We start from the raw sequence: 17,323 nt of genomic DNA on the forward strand, positions 1-17,323 counted from the left end.
GCACCCACCTGTTTCCCGCCCGACCGGCCAACCGGGGCAGCAGGTCCCGCGGCAGCCCGCCTCTCAGCCTGCAAGTTTCTCCGCCTTTTCAAGGGCCTCCTCGATCGTCCCGACCATATAGAAGGCCTGCTCCGGGATCTCGTCGTGCTTGCCTTCGACGATCTCCTTGAAACCCCTGATCGTATCGGGCAGTTTGACATAACGGCCTTCCGTCCCGGTGAATTCCTCGGCCACAAAAAACGGCTGGGAAAGGAATCGCTGGATCTTTCTCGCCCTGGCAACGATCAGCTTGTCGTCCTCGGAAAGCTCGTCCATCCCCAGGATGGCGATTATGTCCTGAAGGTCCTTGTATTTCTGGAGGATCTGCTGAACCGCACGAGCCGTCTGATAATGCTCCTCCCCCACCACAGATGGATCGAGTATCCTGGAAGTGGAGTCGAGGGGGTCGACGGCGGGATAGATCCCCATCTCCACGATCTGCCGCGACAAGACCGTGGTAGCATCGAGATGTGAGAAGGTGGTGGCAGGGGCGGGGTCGGTCAGGTCGTCGGCGGGCACGTAGATGGCCTGCACAGATGTGATCGAGCCCTTGGTCGTGGAGGTGATCCTCTCCTGGAGTTCCCCCAAGTCGGTGGCAAGGGTGGGTTGATAGCCGACAGCCGAAGGCATCCGCCCCAACAGTGCCGAAACCTCCGAGTTGGCCTGGGTGAATCGAAAGATATTGTCGATAAAGAGGAGAACATCCTGGCCTTCCTCGTCTCTGAAATACTCGGCCGCCGTGAGAGCCGACAGACCCACCCGAGCCCGCGCTCCGGGAGGTTCCGTCATCTGCCCGAAAACCAGGGCCGCCTTGTCGATGACCTTGGAGTGTTTCATCTCGAGCCAGAGGTCGTTCCCCTCGCGGGTCCGCTCCCCCACACCTCCAAAGACGGAGAACCCACCGTGCTGGGTGGCTATGTTGTGGATCAACTCCATGATCACCACGGTCTTCCCGACACCTGCCCCGCCGAACAGTCCGATCTTCCCTCCCCTGGCATAGGGCTCGAGAAGGTCGATCACCTTGATTCCGGTCTCAAAGGCTTCAACCCGTGTATTCTGGTCGAGAAAGCTCGGAGCAGGCCGATGGATGGGATAGCGCTTCTCGGTCTTTATGGGAGGTCCCTCATCGACGGGTTCACCGATCACGTTGAGAACCCGCCCCAGCACCTCCCGGCCCACCGGCATGGTGATCGGCTGCCCGGTGTCGACCGCCTTCATTCCCCGAACCAGCCCATCCGTGGAGTCCATGGCAATGCAGCGAACCGTGTTTTCTCCCACATGCTGAGCCACCTCGACAACAAGGTTACCCTCCTTGTCACCCAGTGCAGGATTCGTTATTCTCAGGGCATTGTAGATCTGAGGCAGTTCTCCTGGTTCGAACTCCACGTCGACCACCGGCCCGATAACCTGGACCACCTTCCCCTCTCGCATGATTACTCTCCCGTTTGTGTCTCTACTCCGTCCGTTGTGTTGCTCGAGTCTATCCGGCCAGCAATGATTCCCATTGCGTCATTTGACATTCGGCATCCATTTGAACTTCGGGCTTTGTCATTTGTCATTATGATTATTACCCCTTCTTTGCCGGCAATGATACGGTCGCTTCATTTCAACGCCTCGGCCCCGCCGATGATGTCCATGAGTTCTTTCGTAATCGCTGCCTGGCGGACCCGGTTATAATGGAGGGTCAACCTCCCGAGCATCTCCTCCGCATTGTTGGTGGCCGAATCCATGGCGGTCATTCTGGCTCCGTGTTCGCTGGCCTGCGATTCCAGAAGAGCCCGGTAGAGCTGGTACTCAACATACCTGGGCAGGAGTGTCTCCAGGATCTCTGCCTCACTCGGCTCGTACATGTAGGAGGTTACCACGTATCCGGGCTCCACGGGAATCGGATCGATGGGCAGAAGCTTCACCATCACCGGCCGCTGGGATATGGCCGACCGAAACTCATTGTAAACCAGATAGATCTCGTCGATCGTCTCGCCCGTATAGGCTCCGATCACCTCGCCCGCAACGGCCGAAGCGGTTTCATAGGTCAAGGTGCTGAAGATCCCGACATACTTACTGCGAATCGTGTAATTACGCCTCGAGAAGTATTCCAGGGCCTTCCGGCCGATGGTGCTGAGGGTTATCCCATCGTAGAATTCCCGATTCTCACGGATGAAGCGTTCCGTAATGCGAAAGACGTTCTGATTGAACGCCCCGCACAGCCCCCTGTCCGAAGAGATGGGTATGATCTCCACCCGCCGGACCTCCCGCCTGGCAAGAAGCGGATGGGCCCTGGGATCTGTCCTCAGGCTGAGACTCCCTAGAACATCCCTGAGCTTGATGGCATAAGGCCTGGCCTCGATGATGTTCTCTTGAGCCCGTCGCAGCTTGGCCGCCGCCACCATCTTCATCGCCTTTGTGATTTGCTGGGTGTTCTTTATGCTCGTGATTCTCCGGCGAATATCCCTGAGAGTAGCCATAGAGGACCCGTATTTCGAATATCAGTTGAATCGGTATCCAGTACCGAATGGAAGATTACAATGTCGAATGCCAAACCCCGAAACCCAGACAGAGGCCACTCATCCGCTCGATAAACCGATCGACAACTCAACCTCTCGACCAGCCGAATATCCGCATTGCGTCAAAGGCCCGAACAACGACTCATGGATCACGCACTATCCCCATCAATCAATGGGTGAACTTCTCCTTGAACTCCTGGAGAATACCGTCGAGTTTCTCCTGGATCTGATCATCCAGCTCCTTCTTCTCACCGATGGCCCGGCCGATCTCGGGATACTTGGTATCGAGGAAATCGTAGAGCTCCTTCTCGAATTTCGCGATGCTCTCCACCGGGATATCGTCCAGCCACCCGTTCACCCCCGCGTAAATAATGACGACCTCCTTTTCCACGGGAAGGGGTTGATATTGTCCTTGCTTGAGCACCTCCACCAGGCGCGAGCCTCGGGCCAACTGGGCCTGCGTGGCCTTGTCCAGATCGCTTCCAAACTGTGCAAAAGCCGCCATCTCCCTGTACTGTGCAAGGTCGAGACGGAGGGAGCCGGCAACCTGCTTCATTGCCTTGATCTGAGCGTTACCGCCTACCCGCGACACGGAGAGGCCCACGTTGACCGCAGGACGGACGCCGGAGTAAAAGAGATCGGTCTCCAGGTAGATCTGGCCGTCCGTGATGGAGATGACATTGGTGGGGATATAGGCGGAAACATCACCTGCCTGGGTCTCAATAACGGGCAAGGCCGTCAGCGATCCCCCACCCAGTCCATCACTCAGTTTGGCCGCCCTCTCGAGAAGCCTGGAATGGAGATAGAAAATATCGCCCGGGTAGGCCTCCCTGCCCGGGGGCCTTCTCAGGAGGAGCGACATCTGCCTGTAAGCCCAGGCGTGTTTTGAGAGGTCATCATAGATCACCAGGGCGTGCCTTCCATTGTCCCTGAAATACTCTCCCATTGCACACCCGGCGTAAGGGGCAATGAACTGCATGGGAGCCGACTCACTGGCCGTAGCAGAGACCACTATCGTGTAATCCATGGCGCCGAAGCTTCTGAGCCTGTCGACCACCTGTGCCACGGTGGATTGTTTCTGTCCAATGGCGACATATATGCAGATAACGTCTGTGCCTTTCTGGTTGATGATCGTGTCTATAGCCAGCGCGGTCTTCCCTGTCTGCCGGTCTCCGATGATCAGTTCCCTCTGACCCCGGCCGATGGGTATCATCGAGTCGATGGCCTTCAGCCCCGTCTGGAGCGGCTCCTTGACCGGCTGGCGAACCACCACTCCGGGGGCCTTCCTTTCAACGCCTCGGAATTCATCGGACTCGATGGGTCCAAGCCCGTCAATGGGGTGGGCCAGGGCATTCACCACGCGGCCGACAAGGGCTTCCCCCACCGGGACCTCGACGATCCGTTTGGTTCTCTTCACGAGGTCGCCCTCCTTGATAAGGAAGTCCTCTCCAAGGAGAGCCGCCCCTACGTTGTCCTCCTCCAGGTTGAGCACCATTCCGAAGACATTGTGGGGAAACTCGAGGAGTTCCCCGGCCATGCAATTCTCCAGGCCGTGGATCCGCGCTATTCCATCACCGACACTGAGAACCACACCGGTCTCACTGACATCGATCTCCCTCTGGTACCCCCTTATCTGTTCTTCGATAACGCGACTGATTTCCTCAGCCTTTATCTCCATGGAATTACCCCCTTGCCAGACTCTCTCTCATCCTTGCCAGCTGACTCTTCAGACTCCCGTCGAACACCAGCCCCCCGATCTTGGTAACCATGCCTCCCAGAAGCGAACCGTCTCGGGTGATCTCAACGATCACCTCTTTTCCCATGATCCTTGCCAGCTTCTCCCGGATCTTCTCGGTCTGTTCACTGGTCGGTTCCATCGCCGTGTAGACCCTCGCCCGGACACGACCCATGGCTTCATCGGCCATCTCATGGTAGACCGACAGGACCAGAGGAAGGTACTTCATCCGACCCTTCTCCAAAAGAAGCCCGAGAAGGCCGGAGACGGGGGGACTCATCCCAGTCATCCGGGCGACCTCTGACAGAACCAGCTTCCGCCGGTCCACATCGTAAAGCGGGTTGGTCATCACCTGCCAAAAGACCTTCACCCTGTCCATGAGAACCACCAGGGAGGAGAACTCGTCGTCGATCTGCTCCACGATCCCCTCCTTTTTCGCAAGGATCAGCATGGCCTTGGCGTATCGACGAGCAATAGTCCGCTTGGTCACCGGAGGGCCTCCATCTGGTCTATATACTCCTCCACAAGCCTCTTCTGGTCCGCCTCGGTTATTCCTCTCTTGACTATCTCCTCGGCAAGCCTTACCGCCAGGTCGGCCATCTCCTCCCTGAGAACTCTTTGAGCCGCCCGGATCTCCTGCCGGGCTGTCACCTGGGCCTGCTCCCTGATCTTCTCTGCCATCTGTTCGGCCTCACGGATGAGCCTCGCCTTCTCCCTCTCTCCCTCCTCCCTCAAGGCCTGATGGATCCCCTGGATCTCCTCATCCATACGGGCGAGTCGCGCTTCGTACTCCTTCGCTTTCTTCTCGGCTTCTGATCTCGCCCTCTCGGCCTCTTCCAGAGCCTTCTTAACTTCGGCCTGCCGCCTCTTGAGAAAGGTACCCAGCGGCTTTGAGAGGAATTTCACAAGAAGGGCCGCAAGAATCGCGAAGTTCACTACCTTGAAGGCAAAGCTCAGCCACGGGTTATGTGTAACCCTCTCGATCAGCGCACACCCTGGCAAAAAACCGATCAAGACGAGCAAGACTCCGAGGGACCAGGCATGTCTCCCGCCGGGCAGTCTCCTTCTCCTCACGAGATCTCCCTTCCGAGTATTCTGCACGCTATCTCCCTGGCCATGTCCTGGGCCTTCCTGTCAAGTTCGCGTCTCACCCGATCCCTCTCCTCGGCGATCTGCCTGCGGATAATCGGAATGTCCCGTGCCAGTTCGGCCCGGGCCTTCTCAACGATCTCCTTGGAAAGGGTCTCTCCATGCCGGCGGAGTCTCTCCTTTTCACCGGCCGCCTGAGTCTTGGCTTCCGAGATTCTCCGCTCATAGGCCTCGAACTTCTCCTGAGCCTCCTTCCCCATGAGACCGGCGCGCTCCATGGTCCCCTCGATCCGCTCCCGCCGCTGGTTCATGACCCTCACGACCGGTTTGAAGATAAGCTCATTCAGAATAAAGATGAAAATGAGAAAATTGACAATCTGAATGATGAGGCTCTGATTGATTTCGATCATCCCGCGGCCACCAAAAGCAACCTACGAATTTTAAAGGGTTTATTGGGCGAGTCACCGACCAGAACGGAGGTGATTGTAACCCAATCCCCCTTTGCTTGTCAAGGACGAGAAAAGGCCTGAGTTTGCCGGCACTTCAAGGACACCGCCCCACCCTGATCGGGATCGGACAGACGATCGGATCCCCATGGAAAGGGAGTCGAGGACTCGCCCTGAGAATCGGACGGGGCTTCACTTAGGAAAACGGCTTGACTTGTAGTTTTTTTACGATTATTCTTGTTTATGTTTTTTAACTTATGTTAAGATGGGTGTTCGGTCAGGAGCGGCAAACAGGTTCTGGCATGGAATTGAAGGACAAGGAGATCCTCAACGAGGCGGAATTGATGGAGCTGCTCGGAGTCTCCAGAACGACTCTCTGGAAACTCAGGCGAGACCGCAATCTGCCCTATGGAAAAGTGGGAAGAGAATACCGCTATCTGAAAAGCGAAATCATCAGGTGGTTGAAAGAGTCGAAGTACCAGATGGCCCCCCAACAGAGACGTTTCGACTTCCTCAAGGGGAAGTGAAGCTCCAAGCCGAACCGAACCCGATGGAGGCACGATCTGTGACACGGAACAGGACAGGGGGTATGGGTAGCCGGAAGGCCTTTCGCGGTTCCAGGACCCAGAGCCTCCAGCCCCATGAGGTGCCGTACGGAGCATATTCTTAGCAGATCGTCAGAGAGACAGCAATGAGCAGAGAGGTACGTACCCGATTCCCTCCGAGTCCCACCGGATATCTCCACATCGGGGGAGCCAGGACAGCCCTGTTCAACTGGCTTTTCGCCCGGCATTATGGAGGGAAGTTCATCCTCCGGGTGGAAGACACGGATGTGGCCAGATCGACCTCCGAGTCTGTCGAGGGCATACTTGAGAGCATGAGGTGGCTCGGACTCGATTGGGACGAGGGACCCTACTTCCAATCCCAGCGGCTCCATATCTACAGAGACCATGTCCAACGGCTTCTCGATCATGGAAAGGCCTATCGCTGTTTTTGCAGCCCCGAGGAGCTCGAAAGAAAGCGAAAGCAGGCCATCAAGGAGAAGAGGCAGCCTAAGTATGACGGCACCTGCCGGGACCTCAAACCCCCTTTCCCAGACCGTCCCTATGCCGTTCGGTTTCGCTCTCCTCAGGAGGGGAAGACTGCTTTCTTCGACCTGATCAAGGGGGAGATCGTCTTTGAAAACTCGGAACTCGACGACCTGATCATACTCCGGAGCGATGGAATGCCGACATACAACCTCGCCGTTGTGGTGGATGATGCCACCATGGGTGTGACCCATGTCATCAGGGGGGACGATCATGTCAACAATACACCCCGCCAGATTCTCCTCTTTAGGGCCTTCGATTTCCCTGTGCCCGAGTTCGCCCATGTGCCGATGATACTCGGACCCGACAAGACACGGCTCAGCAAGCGTCATGGCGCCCAGTCAGTACTCGCATACAGAGACATGGGCTACCTGCCCCAGGGTCTCATGAACTACCTGGTCAGACTCGGGTGGTCTTACGGAGATCAGGAGTTCTTTACCGTTGAGGAGATGATCGAAAAGTTCACCCTGGACAACGTGGGCACTTCGCCCGGTATGTTCGATCCAGAGAAGCTGCGGGCCATCAACGGCGACCATATCAAGGCGAGCAGGCCAGAGGAGATCGCCCGTCTTCTTATCCCTTACATCAGGGCGAAGGGATACGCGGTCGAGGAAGGGGAGAGACTCACCAGAATCGTTGAGGCCCTCAAAGAGAGGGCCAAGACGCTGGTGGAGATGGCCGACCAGGCCGAGTTCTGGTTCCAGGAGAAGGTCGAATACGAGGAAAAGGCCGCCGCAAAGTTTCTCAGACCGGAGGCTCTCCCAGCTCTTGAAAGGCTGGCAGAGGAGATAAGATCCATGGAAAACCTCGATGAGCAGACCCTGGAGACGATGTTTCGGAAGCTGGCGGAAAAGATGGGGGTCAGGCTCGTGAAGGTGGCCCAGCCGGTCCGGGTGGCCCTTACAGGGCGGAGCGCGAGTCCGGGGCTTTTTGAAGTCATGGACATCCTCGGAAAACAGAAGGTCCTGGAACGCCTCGCGAGTGCCATGGAATACATTCGAGGGGGAGAGGGGTCCCACGGATCCTCCTGATTCAAGAGTCTTTGAGAATCCAGGGAGAGATGATCGGGATTTCAAGATGCGGCAACCGGGAGCCCAGTCATGAGACTAAGATCGATTGAGATTCACGGGTTCAAGTCCTTCTACGACAGGATCAACTTCTCCTTTCCCTCTGGAATCACCACCATCGTCGGTCCCAACGGGTGCGGGAAGAGCAACATCCTCGACGCTATTCTATGGGCGATGGGCGAGAGAAGCGCCAAGCATCTCCGAGGAAAGGTAATGGAGGACGTGATCTTTGCCGGCTCCGATGGAACCAAACCCCTGGGAATGGCCGAGGTCAACCTGGTTCTTGCCAACGACGACGGCGGATGTCCGGATCGATACAAGCAGTTCGACGAGATCATGATCAGCCGCCGCCTCTTCCGGTCAGGAGAAAGCGAATTCTTCATAAACAAGAGACCGTGCAGACTCAGGGATGTAGTCGATCTATTTCTCGACTTGGGCATCAGCAACCAGGCCTATTCCATCGTGGAACAGGGAAAGGTCGAAGCCATCATCCATGCAAAGCCCGAGGAGAGGAGAATCCTCATAGAGGAAGCCGCGGGTATCGCAAAATTTCGGGATCGCAAGCGAGAGGCTCTCTCCAAGATCGAGCAGACAGAGCAGAACCTTCTCCGGATTCAGGACGTACTGGGGGAAATCCGCCGCCAGATACAGTCCCTGGAGAAACAGGTGAAAAAGGCCGAGCGATTCAAGAGTCTCCGCAAAGAGATCCGGCGATGTGAAATCGCCTTGGCCTATGGGGAGTATTCCCGGTTGAGAGGTGAACAGGCGGAGAACGAGAAGATACTCGCCCAGCTGAAAAGGGACGAGGATTCCCTCTCGGAACGGCTCCAGGAGAGAGAGAACACCCTGAGGGCCCTGAGAACCGAGCGTGCCCAGTGGGAAGAGCGGATCGCCTCTATCGAGAGGACGATCTACGAGACCAGAGGTGCAATCGAGAGGGAAGAGGAACGAATCGAGGCCGGCCAAAGGGAGGTAGCCAACCTGAAGAACCTGGAGGTCCAGTACGGGGGAGAGATCGATGAGCTGAACACCAGGCTCCAGGATGCGGCGAACCAGAGGGCGGCTCTTCTCGAAGAGTCGAGCGATCTGGGCAGAATGGTCAACGAAAAAGAGAAAGAGCTCGAGGCAAGGAGGGCCGAGTGGCAGGCCTTCCGTGACGGCTGGAGCCAGGCCGGCCGGTATCTTGAAGATCAGAAAGCCGATCTTGTGGAGCTCCTGTCTCAGCAGTCCAAGACCGCCAACCAGATTGCCTTCTGTGAAAGAAATCTGAAGGAACTGAATGCAAGAAAAGACCAGAACGACAGGGAGATTGCGGAAGCAAGCGGCCAGGTGAAAAGCAACGCTTCCCTCCGCCTGGAAAAAGAGGCACTTCAAGGGTCTCTGAGGGCCAAGCAGGCCAGATGTGAAGGGGAAGTAAAGACCCTGGAGGGGGAGGTCGCCCTCTTGGAGAAGGAATCGGGTGAGACGGAGCTTCGCATGAGCCGGATCGACCGGGAATACCAGATCGCATGGTCCAAACTCCGATCCCTGGAAGAGCTCCAGAGGGGTCTGGAAGGCTTCGACGAGGGGGTGAAGGCCCTGATGCTGGCCAGAGAGACGGAGGCGACCGGAATCCGAGGTTTGGTGGCCGACATCGTGGAGACCGAGCCGTCTTACGAGGCCGCGGTGAGTGCCGTTCTAGCCCATCGTCTCCAGTATGTGATCGTGGAGAGCCATGAAGAGGGACTAAAGGCGGTAGACCTGCTAAAGAGGGAAGCCAGGGGGAGAATCGGTGTGATCCCCATGAACCTGAAGGCAGAGCGGTTCGATTCAAGGGACTCACTCGCCCGAACCAGGGGTGTGGTCGGTCCTCTGCTCGACCATGTGAGGTTGAAACCGGGATACGAACACATCGGCCGTCTCCTCCTGGGAAACGTCTGGTTGGTGGAGAGTCTCGATGAGGCGATGAGAGTCTGGCATGAGGGCCGCTCCTTTCAGGCTCTCGTAACGCCGGGGGGGGAGGTCTTCGATGGGTCGGGGATCATTATCGGCGGAAGCCATGACGGCCGGTCCCTTCAGATTCTGGAGAGGAAGGCCGGTATCAGGAGCCTGACAGGTCAGGTCGCCCAAAAGAGGTCCCACCTCGACCAAGCGAGGGCAAGACTCCAGGTGATCAGACAGAGACTCTCCGAGGCTCGGTCCCGTCTGGAAAAGAAAGACAAGGAGAGACAGGGGCTGGCCCTGGAACTGGTAGCCGCGGAAAGGGAAATGGAGAGACTCATCCAAGAAGGTGAGGAGAGGGAGAAGCGCCACAGGGTTCTGGTCTTTGAACGAGACCAACTGAAATCCCGGATCAGTGAACTTGAAGAGGAGATCTCGAGGGCCCGCCAGGAATTTCAGAAACTGGAGCAGGATCTCGAAACAAGACGTGAGACCATCCAGAGGGCCAAACTCAGGCTGGAGGAATCCGAGAAAGAGAAGGAACGGATGGATCGGGAGATGACCGGCCTCCAGGTCCAGATCGCCCGGTGGCGCGAACAGTACAGAGGGGCCCAGAGAAGCCTCGACTCACTGGAGGAGAGGGAGAGGGATCTGAGAAGACAGGTCTCCAAGAGGCTCGAGATGCTGGAGGAAAACGGCAAGATCCTTCAGAAGACCGAGCAGGACATCGCCCGGATGCGCGCGGATCTCAAGGAATGGAAAAAGAAACAGGAAGAAGCAAAGGATCTGCTCACCTTGGAGAAACAGGGCCTCAAGGAGAAGTCGAAGGGAGCCAGAGACCTGGAAGACGCGAGCCGTCGCGATCAGATCCGCCTCGAGGATCTTAAGAGGAGAATCCACGAACAGAATCTCAGCCTGGCCGAAACCCACCTCAAGATGAACCACATCTTCGAGAGTATCCTCGAAAAGTATCGAATCGATATCAGGGTCGCCCCTGTTCCAGAGGAGGTTCGTAACGGGAACGTCCCGGATCAGAACCGGCTGGCGAGCCTCAAGGCCTCACTCGACGGCCTCGGTGAGGTGAATCTCGTGGCTCTTCAAGAGTACGAGGATCTCAAGGAGCGTTACGAGTTTTTGGCCGGCCAGCAGGAGGATCTCAGGGCCTCGCTCGGCCGGCTCAGGAAGGCCATCCAACGGATAGACAGGACCACCAAGAGGCGTTTCATCGAGGCCTTTGAAGGGACAAACGAAAAGTTCCAGGTCCTGTTCCCCCGGCTGTTCAACGGCGGGAAAGCGGCTCTGGTCATGACAGATGAGCAGGACGTTCTCTCGACCGGCATCGAAATCATGGTCCAACTCCCCGGCAAGCGGCTCCAGCGTCTCGACCTCCTCTCCGGAGGGGAAAAGACCCTGGTGGCCATCGCTCTTGTCTTCTCTCTCTTTCTCTACAGGCCGACCCCTTTCTGCCTGCTCGACGAGGTGGACGCGCCCCTTGATGACACCAATGTGGGAAAGTTCCTCGAGATGATTCAGGAACTGTCGGGCCGATCCCAGTTGATAGTCATCACCCACAACAAGAAGACCATGGAGATCGCTCATACCCTTTACGGCATTACCATGGAGTCTCCCGGGATCTCCAAGGTCGTTTCCGTGAGGCTGAACCAACCGGAGCTTCCCAGCCGGGCTCCCAACTGAACAAACCCCACTGCCTCTCAAACCCCGATAGGGCCGACGCGAGGGTTTGAAGGGACCGCACACCCTATCATGTAAGGGTCACCGCGTGGGCTCAGGAGCGAAGGAACAAGGGCTTTCCCCTTGAGAGTCGAGGAATATCTCCAGGAATCAAGAGACCCTACGACGTGTCCTCCGAAGGCCCGGGGAACTCCCGGGAAAATAACCTTGACAATTTTCCCGGTTCCTGTATACTCTCTCTGACGTTTATACACGTGCGGCTTGCATCGGGAGCACGCAAAGCAGGTGAGTTCTCATCAGAGGGATGCGAGGGGGGGAGTAATGGTTTGCTTCTCCATAGGGAAAGAGGATTTAGGTCCATGAACCTGTGCTTTTTTCTGAAAGGCCTTTGTCAAAGGATGTATCTCTACGCATCTCCTTCTATCTCCAGCGACCGGGCTGGCTCAATGAGAGCCTGCCTACCAGCTCCCGGCTATCTTCCCCGCGTTGGATCCATCTTGTACGACTTTACCATCGGTGGGGGCGACCCTGTTTTTCGCTCCCACCCAGCCTGAACCGGCTCATTCCCGACTCCTTGTCAGACCTCACCTTCCATCTCCACCGCGTAAAACTCCTTCTGAAGGGGTGGCTTGTCCGTCAGGGTCGGGAAAGACCGGGAGATCGGAGAAACGGGCACGGGGGGTCAACCCTTTTACAGCAAACAGAGTGGCCCTCTTCAAGGGGGTACAAATCCAAGTAAGGAGGTATCGGATAATGAAGAGTAGCAGGATTGCAGGGCTGGCGGTTTTTCTTTTGGTTGGAACACTTCTTTCTGTATCTCTGGTCCACGCCGGGGGGTTGGGCGTGAGGTGGGGGCTGCTGCCGCCTCTTACCGGACCCTTTGCCACTCTGGGAAAACAGCAGATGCAGGGGGCGACCCTGGCGCTGGAAGAACTCAAGGCCAAAGGAGGTCCCTTCGAGGACATCCGGTGGTTCGTGGAGGATACCACTCTCAAGGCTCCTGTTGCGGTCCAGAAAGCAGAAAAACTGATCGAGAAGAGGGGGGTCCAGTTTATTACGGGCTGCATCAGCAGCAGTTCTGCCCTTGCGGTTCGCGAGGTCATCGACCGCCACAGGGTCTTTTTCAATCCCACGGTGGGAACAAACATGTTCAATACTGCCGATGCCAGGTGCAGCCGTTACGGCTTCCGCACGGAGCTGATGACCTGGCAAGTAGTCAAGGCTTTGAGCCATATGGTACGCGGCCTGGTGGACAGTGGCAAGCTCGGCAAACGTTACTGGCTGGTAATTCCTGAGTACGCCTACGGCATCTCAATGCGGGACAGCTGGCGGAAATTGACCCGGGACTTCCTGGAAGAGGTGGGCTACAGTGGAGAGAAAGGGTTCGGACTGAAAGACCACTCGGCAATCATCACCGAGATATCAGCTGCAAGGGATGCCGGCGAGGTGGATTTTGTGGCAAGTTGCCTCCTGGGGTCTCCCCTGGTGACTTTCATGCAGCAGGCCCAGGCGGGGGGCCTGATCGGTAAGGGGGATGGGCGCCTTCCCGTGGTGAACCCGGTTCTCCAGTTCAATATCAGAGAGATCGGGGATATCGCCCTCGGCCACTACAGCGCCTACCGGTACTCTCTCATCCACAAATCGAAGACGAACAGGAAATTCATCAAGGCCTATTACGAACGCTGGGGGATGTACCCGGACAATTTCGCTCACAATGCCTATGTGGCGGTCATGATGATGGCCCAGGGGATCAAGGCCGCCAAGTCGGTGGAACCCGGGAGGGTTCTGGCCGAACTTGAAAAAGAGAGAAAGTACACCGCCCCTATGGGCAGATCGTACTTCAGGGCTTCAGATCACCAGATCATCCGCAATATCGGTGCCGGCCAGGTCGTCAAGGTGAAAGACTATCCCTTCCCTGTCATGAAGCTCGTCGGCAAGATGCTCAATGGTAAAGAGGCCATTGCGGGCATCGAGCAGAAGTGCAGATTCCAGTAATCCGGACACCGGTCGGGAGGGGCGTCTCCCCCTCCCATCCGGTGGCTGATCAGGTTCGATGGCGGAATTGGAACCCGTAACAGAACAAAACCAGAGGATTGGAAGCCTCAAGGATGGCAGGGCCCTGGCCAAGTTTCTGATCGTGGCAGGGCTGTGCGCCATGCTGGTGTGGCTGTCTTCGCATCGGGTGCTGCCGAGGATGACGGCCAAGGTAGCCTTCAAGCAACTCCTTAACGGGCTGACCCTGGGCTTCATGTACGTGATAATCGCCTCGGGCCTCTCCCTCATCTTCGGCCTGATGGAGGTAATCAACTTCGCCCACGGCGCCCTTTACATGCTCGGGGCCTACTTCGGGCTTACCCTGTTCAGGGCAACCGGGGACTTCTGGCTCTCTCTCCTCGCGGCTCCCGTCATCGTCGGTGCCGTCGGTATGGGTCTGGAGTATACGACCTTTCGACCTCTCTACGGGAGGAGCCCCCTCTACCACATTCTGCTCACCTTCGGCCTTGTGCTGGTCATCGGAGATGCTACAGAAATGGTCTGGGGTAAGGCCTATCACCTCTTCCCCAGACCCAAGGGATTCGAGGGCATGGTCGGCTTCCTCGGCATAACATATCCATCCTACAGGCTGTTCGTCCTTGCGGTTGGAGTCGCCATATCGGTCTTTTTCTGGTTCATGCTGAAAAGAACCGGGTTCGGCCTGATTATTCGGGCAGGCACCTACAATCGAGAGATTACCAGTGCCTTCGGTATCGATATCTCGAGGTACTTCACCGTCGTCTTCGGGCTCGGTGTTGCTATAGCCGGTGCAGCCGGGGTCTTGATGGCGCCCATCCTGAGCGTTCACCCCCATATGGGGGATGGCATCATTATCACCGCCTTCATAGTCGTCGTGGTTGGGGGGTTGGGGAGCCTCTCCGGAGCGGCTCTTGCCGGAATTCTCATCGGAATTCTCGAGAGCTTCAGTGTCATTCTCTTTCCGGCCTTTACAGGGGCGATGATGTATGTGGTGATGGTAATCGTCCTCCTGTTTCGACCTCAGGGCCTTCTTGGGACCGAGGAGATCCGATGACCTGGAAGCTTCCACAACTGCTCAAAGGACCGGAGAGACGCTACTGGCGGTTTCTCATCTTTCTTTTCCTGCTGGCCCTTGTGCCTCTGGGAACGGCAGCAAGGATCTATTCCACCTTCTATCTCCGTTTCGGTACCGAACTCTTGATATTCGGACTCTTCGCCCTCAGCGTGGACATAATCATGGGTTACACGGGGCTGGTCTCCTTGGGGCCTGCGGCTTTCTTCGGTCTGGGGGCTTACACGGGGGCCTTGACCCTCATCCACCTGGCAGATTCGATCTGGCTCGCCTTCTTGGCGACGATACTACTGTCCGGAGTGGTTGCATGGCTCATCGGTTATCTGTCCATAAGGATCAAGGGGGTCTACTTTGCCATGTTGACCCTTGCCTTTGCAGAAATGTTTCACGAAGTGGCCTTCAATTGGCAGAGCCTGACCGGGGGGTCGGACGGGCTGATCGGTGTGCCCCGGCCAGAGGTCGGCATCGCCCCCCTGGCTGTCAGCCTCGGTAATTCATACGTCCTTTTCTATCTGGTTCTTTTCGTGGTCATCGCCGTCTACTACGGATGTGTGAGGCTGGTCAACTCGCCGTTCGGCCGAGTACTCCAGGCGATCAGGGACAACGAGGAGAGAGCCGAGTTTGTCGGTTATGACATTCGAGTCTTCAAGCGGCGGGCTTTTGTCGTCTCAGGCATCATTGCCGGGGTCTCAGGTACCCTCTTTGCCCTGCTCAGATTCGTCGATCCGGATGTCTTCAACTGGCTCACCTCGGCAGAGGTCCTTGTCATGAATCTCTTCGGCGGCATGGGGACACTGTACGGTCCCATCATCGGAGCCATGGTTTTCCTCTTTGCCAGGGACCTTATCAGCTCCTACACGGAACACTGGCGAATCATCCTCGGAGGCATCTTCGTGGCCTTCGTGATCTACTCACCCCAGGGAATCGTCGGACTTTCACGGAGCCTCGTCTCCTGGGTCTCAACGGCTGTGAACCTCCCGCTGCCTCGGGGTGCGGCCAGGAAGACCCCGGCCCCGATCCCGCCGCTCGGGGGGGCGGCCCATGTCGATCCTGAGCAGGACTCCCCCATGAAATCGGAATTGGGAAGGTAGAACAGATGTCAGGCAATAATGGCGGAAACCCATCGGTACTCCTGGAGACTCAGGGTATCTCAAAGGCTTTTGGTCTAATGTTGGCGGTCAACCGTCTCGATCTCAAGATAAACAGAGGGGAGCTCTCCTCCATCATCGGGCCGAACGGGGCGGGAAAGACGACCCTCTTCAATCTGATCAGCGGCAAGATGCGTCCCACCCAGGGAAAGGTCGTATTCAAAGGAGAAGACATCACCGCCCTGGCTCCAAACGTGATCGCACGGAAGGGGCTTGCCCGGTCTTTTCAAATCACGAACATCTTTCAGGACCTTACGGTCTTTGAAAATGTGCGGCTGGCGGTCCAGCAGAAACACGGGAAGAGATCGGCCTTCTTTACCCCTGCATGGCGTCTCAAGGAGGTGAATGAAAAGGCTGGGGAGATTCTGAAATCCATCGGACTCATAGGAGAGAGAAAGCAGGTGGCCAGGAACCTCTCTTACGGAGACCAACGGCATCTGGAAATCGGGATAGCCCTGGCAATGGAGCCTGACCTGCTCCTTCTGGACGAGCCCACATCAGGGATGTCCTCTCTTGAAACCCGCAGTACCATGCGGCTCATCCAGAGGCTCTCCGAGACCCTTACCATCCTTCTTATCGAGCATAAGATGGACGTGGTCATGAGTCTGTCCCAGAGGGTCTTTGTGATGCACTATGGAGAAAAGATCGCAGAGGGCTCTCCCAAAGAGGTGGAGAGAAATGCGAGGGTCAGGCAGGCGTACCTGGGAGACCTCTAGTGCTCCAAGTAGAAGACATCCATACCTATTACGGCTCAAGCCACGTTCTCCACGGCGTCTCCCTCCATGTGGGGGAGAAAGAGGTTGTCTCCCTGCTCGGCCGCAACGGAGCAGGCAAAACCACGACGATTCGAAGCATCATGGGTTTGACCCCACCGAGGGAGGGGGACATCACTTTCCTCGGAGAGAAGATCGCCCGGAAACCTCCCCACGTGATCTTCCACCTCGGGATCAAGATCGTTCCCCAGGGGAAACAAATCATTCCCAGACTGACGGTTGAAGAGAATCTGAGGCTCGCCATGATCAAGGCGGATCTCGACAGGGGAACGAGAGAGACCCTGGGTGCGGTCTACGACCGCTTCCCAGTCTTGGGGAAGAGGAAGAGACAACCTGCCGGGCACCTGAGTGGAGGAGAACGCCAAATGCTCGCCATCGCCAGAGCCCTCTTGGGCAAGACGAAACTGATTCTCCTGGACGAACCGACCGAAGGCCTGGCGCCCTTGATCGTCCAGGAAATCAAGGGTATCGTCCTGAACATCAAGCAGCAGGACGTGGCCATCTTCATTGCCGAACAGAACATCGGTATGGCCCTGGAGACGGCCGGGCGGCACTATATCATCGACAAGGGCAGGGTCGAATTCGAGGGGACGAGCGAACAACTGCGGCGAAGCGAGACCGTCATGGAGACCTATCTCGGAATCTCCACCTGACATTTCCTGAACCAGGCGGCCCCTACCGGCAGACCTCTTTCTCTCCCGGGCCTTGTTTTCTCCTTGTCCAGCCCGTCTAGATCG

14 protein-coding genes are annotated in these 17,323 nt (G+C 57.0%); 8 read left to right on the forward strand and 6 right to left on the reverse strand.

The window, feature by feature from the left end; all coding sequences use genetic code 11:
- Positions 1-63 precede the first annotated feature (63 nt).
- The 6 genes from atpD to JRJ26_02745 all read right to left on the reverse strand — a co-directional run bounded on the left by atpD (position 64) and on the right by JRJ26_02745 (position 5,777).
- Positions 64-1,470 carry a F0F1 ATP synthase subunit beta gene (gene atpD, locus JRJ26_02720; protein ID MBW2056388.1) on the reverse strand — a complete coding sequence of 469 codons (1,407 nt, stop codon included), beginning with the start codon at positions 1,468-1,470 and terminating at the stop codon, positions 64-66.
- Between the two features lie 170 nt (positions 1,471-1,640).
- Entirely contained in the window at positions 1,641-2,504 is an 864-nt protein-coding gene (atpG, locus tag JRJ26_02725) for an ATP synthase F1 subunit gamma (protein MBW2056389.1), read from the reverse strand.
- Positions 2,505-2,712: 208 nt separating this feature from the next.
- Positions 2,713-4,221 (reverse strand): F0F1 ATP synthase subunit alpha, encoded by a 1,509-nt coding sequence (locus JRJ26_02730; GenBank protein ID MBW2056390.1) that lies wholly within the window; start codon positions 4,219-4,221, stop codon positions 2,713-2,715.
- 4 nt (positions 4,222-4,225) lie between these two features.
- Positions 4,226-4,768, reverse strand: a complete 543-nt coding sequence (atpH, locus tag JRJ26_02735; GenBank protein MBW2056391.1) for an ATP synthase F1 subunit delta — start codon at positions 4,766-4,768, stop codon at positions 4,226-4,228.
- The gene (atpF, locus tag JRJ26_02740; protein MBW2056392.1) at positions 4,765-5,352 is read right to left on the reverse strand and encodes a F0F1 ATP synthase subunit B; all 588 of its coding nucleotides are present in this window, start codon (positions 5,350-5,352) and stop codon (positions 4,765-4,767) included. The genes atpH and atpF overlap by 4 nt, the downstream gene beginning before the upstream one ends.
- On the reverse strand, positions 5,349-5,777 hold the full coding sequence (locus JRJ26_02745; protein ID MBW2056393.1) for an ATP synthase F0 subunit B: 429 nt from the start codon (positions 5,775-5,777) through the stop codon (positions 5,349-5,351). The genes atpF and JRJ26_02745 overlap by 4 nt, the downstream gene beginning before the upstream one ends.
- 338 nt (positions 5,778-6,115) lie before the next feature.
- Between JRJ26_02745 and JRJ26_02750 the strand changes: the two genes are divergently transcribed.
- The 8 genes from JRJ26_02750 (at position 6,116) to JRJ26_02785 (ending at position 17,239) form a co-directional block, all read left to right on the forward strand.
- Positions 6,116-6,340: a helix-turn-helix domain-containing protein gene (locus tag JRJ26_02750; GenBank protein MBW2056394.1), complete on the forward strand. Its 225-nt coding sequence runs from the start codon at positions 6,116-6,118 to the stop codon at positions 6,338-6,340.
- A 164-nt stretch (positions 6,341-6,504) separates the two neighbouring features.
- Positions 6,505-7,932, forward strand: coding sequence for a glutamate--tRNA ligase (gene gltX / locus JRJ26_02755; protein MBW2056395.1), 1,428 nt, complete (start codon positions 6,505-6,507; stop codon positions 7,930-7,932).
- Between the two features lie 69 nt (positions 7,933-8,001).
- Complete coding sequence (gene smc / locus JRJ26_02760; protein MBW2056396.1) at positions 8,002-11,583, forward strand: chromosome segregation protein SMC; 3,582 nt, start codon at positions 8,002-8,004, stop codon at positions 11,581-11,583.
- Between the two features lie 750 nt (positions 11,584-12,333).
- Positions 12,334-13,575, forward strand: a complete 1,242-nt coding sequence (locus tag JRJ26_02765) for an ABC transporter substrate-binding protein (protein MBW2056397.1) — start codon at positions 12,334-12,336, stop codon at positions 13,573-13,575.
- A gap of 58 nt (positions 13,576-13,633) precedes the next feature.
- A complete protein-coding gene (locus JRJ26_02770) occupies positions 13,634-14,647 on the forward strand; it encodes a branched-chain amino acid ABC transporter permease (protein ID MBW2056398.1) in 1,014 nt (337 codons plus the stop codon).
- Positions 14,644-15,756: a branched-chain amino acid ABC transporter permease gene (locus JRJ26_02775; GenBank protein ID MBW2056399.1), complete on the forward strand. Its 1,113-nt coding sequence runs from the start codon at positions 14,644-14,646 to the stop codon at positions 15,754-15,756. Before JRJ26_02770 ends, JRJ26_02775 begins: the two co-directional genes overlap by 4 nt.
- A 5-nt stretch (positions 15,757-15,761) precedes the next feature.
- The gene (locus JRJ26_02780; GenBank protein MBW2056400.1) at positions 15,762-16,529 is read left to right on the forward strand and encodes an ABC transporter ATP-binding protein; all 768 of its coding nucleotides are present in this window, start codon (positions 15,762-15,764) and stop codon (positions 16,527-16,529) included.
- Positions 16,529-17,239, forward strand: a complete 711-nt coding sequence (locus JRJ26_02785; GenBank protein ID MBW2056401.1) for an ABC transporter ATP-binding protein — start codon at positions 16,529-16,531, stop codon at positions 17,237-17,239. Before JRJ26_02780 ends, JRJ26_02785 begins: the two co-directional genes overlap by 1 nt.
- The last annotated feature ends 84 nt before the right edge of the window (positions 17,240-17,323 follow it).

Source organism: Deltaproteobacteria bacterium (genome assembly GCA_019308905.1).
GTDB lineage: Bacteria > Desulfobacterota > BSN033 > WVXP01 > WVXP01 > JAFDHF01.

Coding starts and splice junctions, on each gene's coding strand:
- JRJ26_02730 (MBW2056390.1), bottom strand. CDS start 4,221: ATGGAGATAAAGGCTGAGGAAATCAGTCGCGTTATCGAAGAACAGATA.
- atpD (MBW2056388.1), bottom strand. CDS start 1,470: ATGCGAGAGGGGAAGGTGGTCCAGGTTATCGGGCCGGTGGTCGACGTG.
- gltX (MBW2056395.1), top strand. CDS start 6,505: ATGAGCAGAGAGGTACGTACCCGATTCCCTCCGAGTCCCACCGGATAT.
- JRJ26_02750 (MBW2056394.1), top strand. CDS start 6,116: ATGGAATTGAAGGACAAGGAGATCCTCAACGAGGCGGAATTGATGGAG.
- JRJ26_02775 (MBW2056399.1), top strand. CDS start 14,644: ATGACCTGGAAGCTTCCACAACTGCTCAAAGGACCGGAGAGACGCTAC.
- JRJ26_02780 (MBW2056400.1), top strand. CDS start 15,762: ATGTCAGGCAATAATGGCGGAAACCCATCGGTACTCCTGGAGACTCAG.
- JRJ26_02745 (MBW2056393.1), bottom strand. CDS start 5,777: ATGATCGAAATCAATCAGAGCCTCATCATTCAGATTGTCAATTTTCTC.
- JRJ26_02770 (MBW2056398.1), top strand. CDS start 13,634: ATGGCGGAATTGGAACCCGTAACAGAACAAAACCAGAGGATTGGAAGC.
- atpG (MBW2056389.1), bottom strand. CDS start 2,504: ATGGCTACTCTCAGGGATATTCGCCGGAGAATCACGAGCATAAAGAAC.
- smc (MBW2056396.1), top strand. CDS start 8,002: ATGAGACTAAGATCGATTGAGATTCACGGGTTCAAGTCCTTCTACGAC.
- JRJ26_02765 (MBW2056397.1), top strand. CDS start 12,334: ATGAAGAGTAGCAGGATTGCAGGGCTGGCGGTTTTTCTTTTGGTTGGA.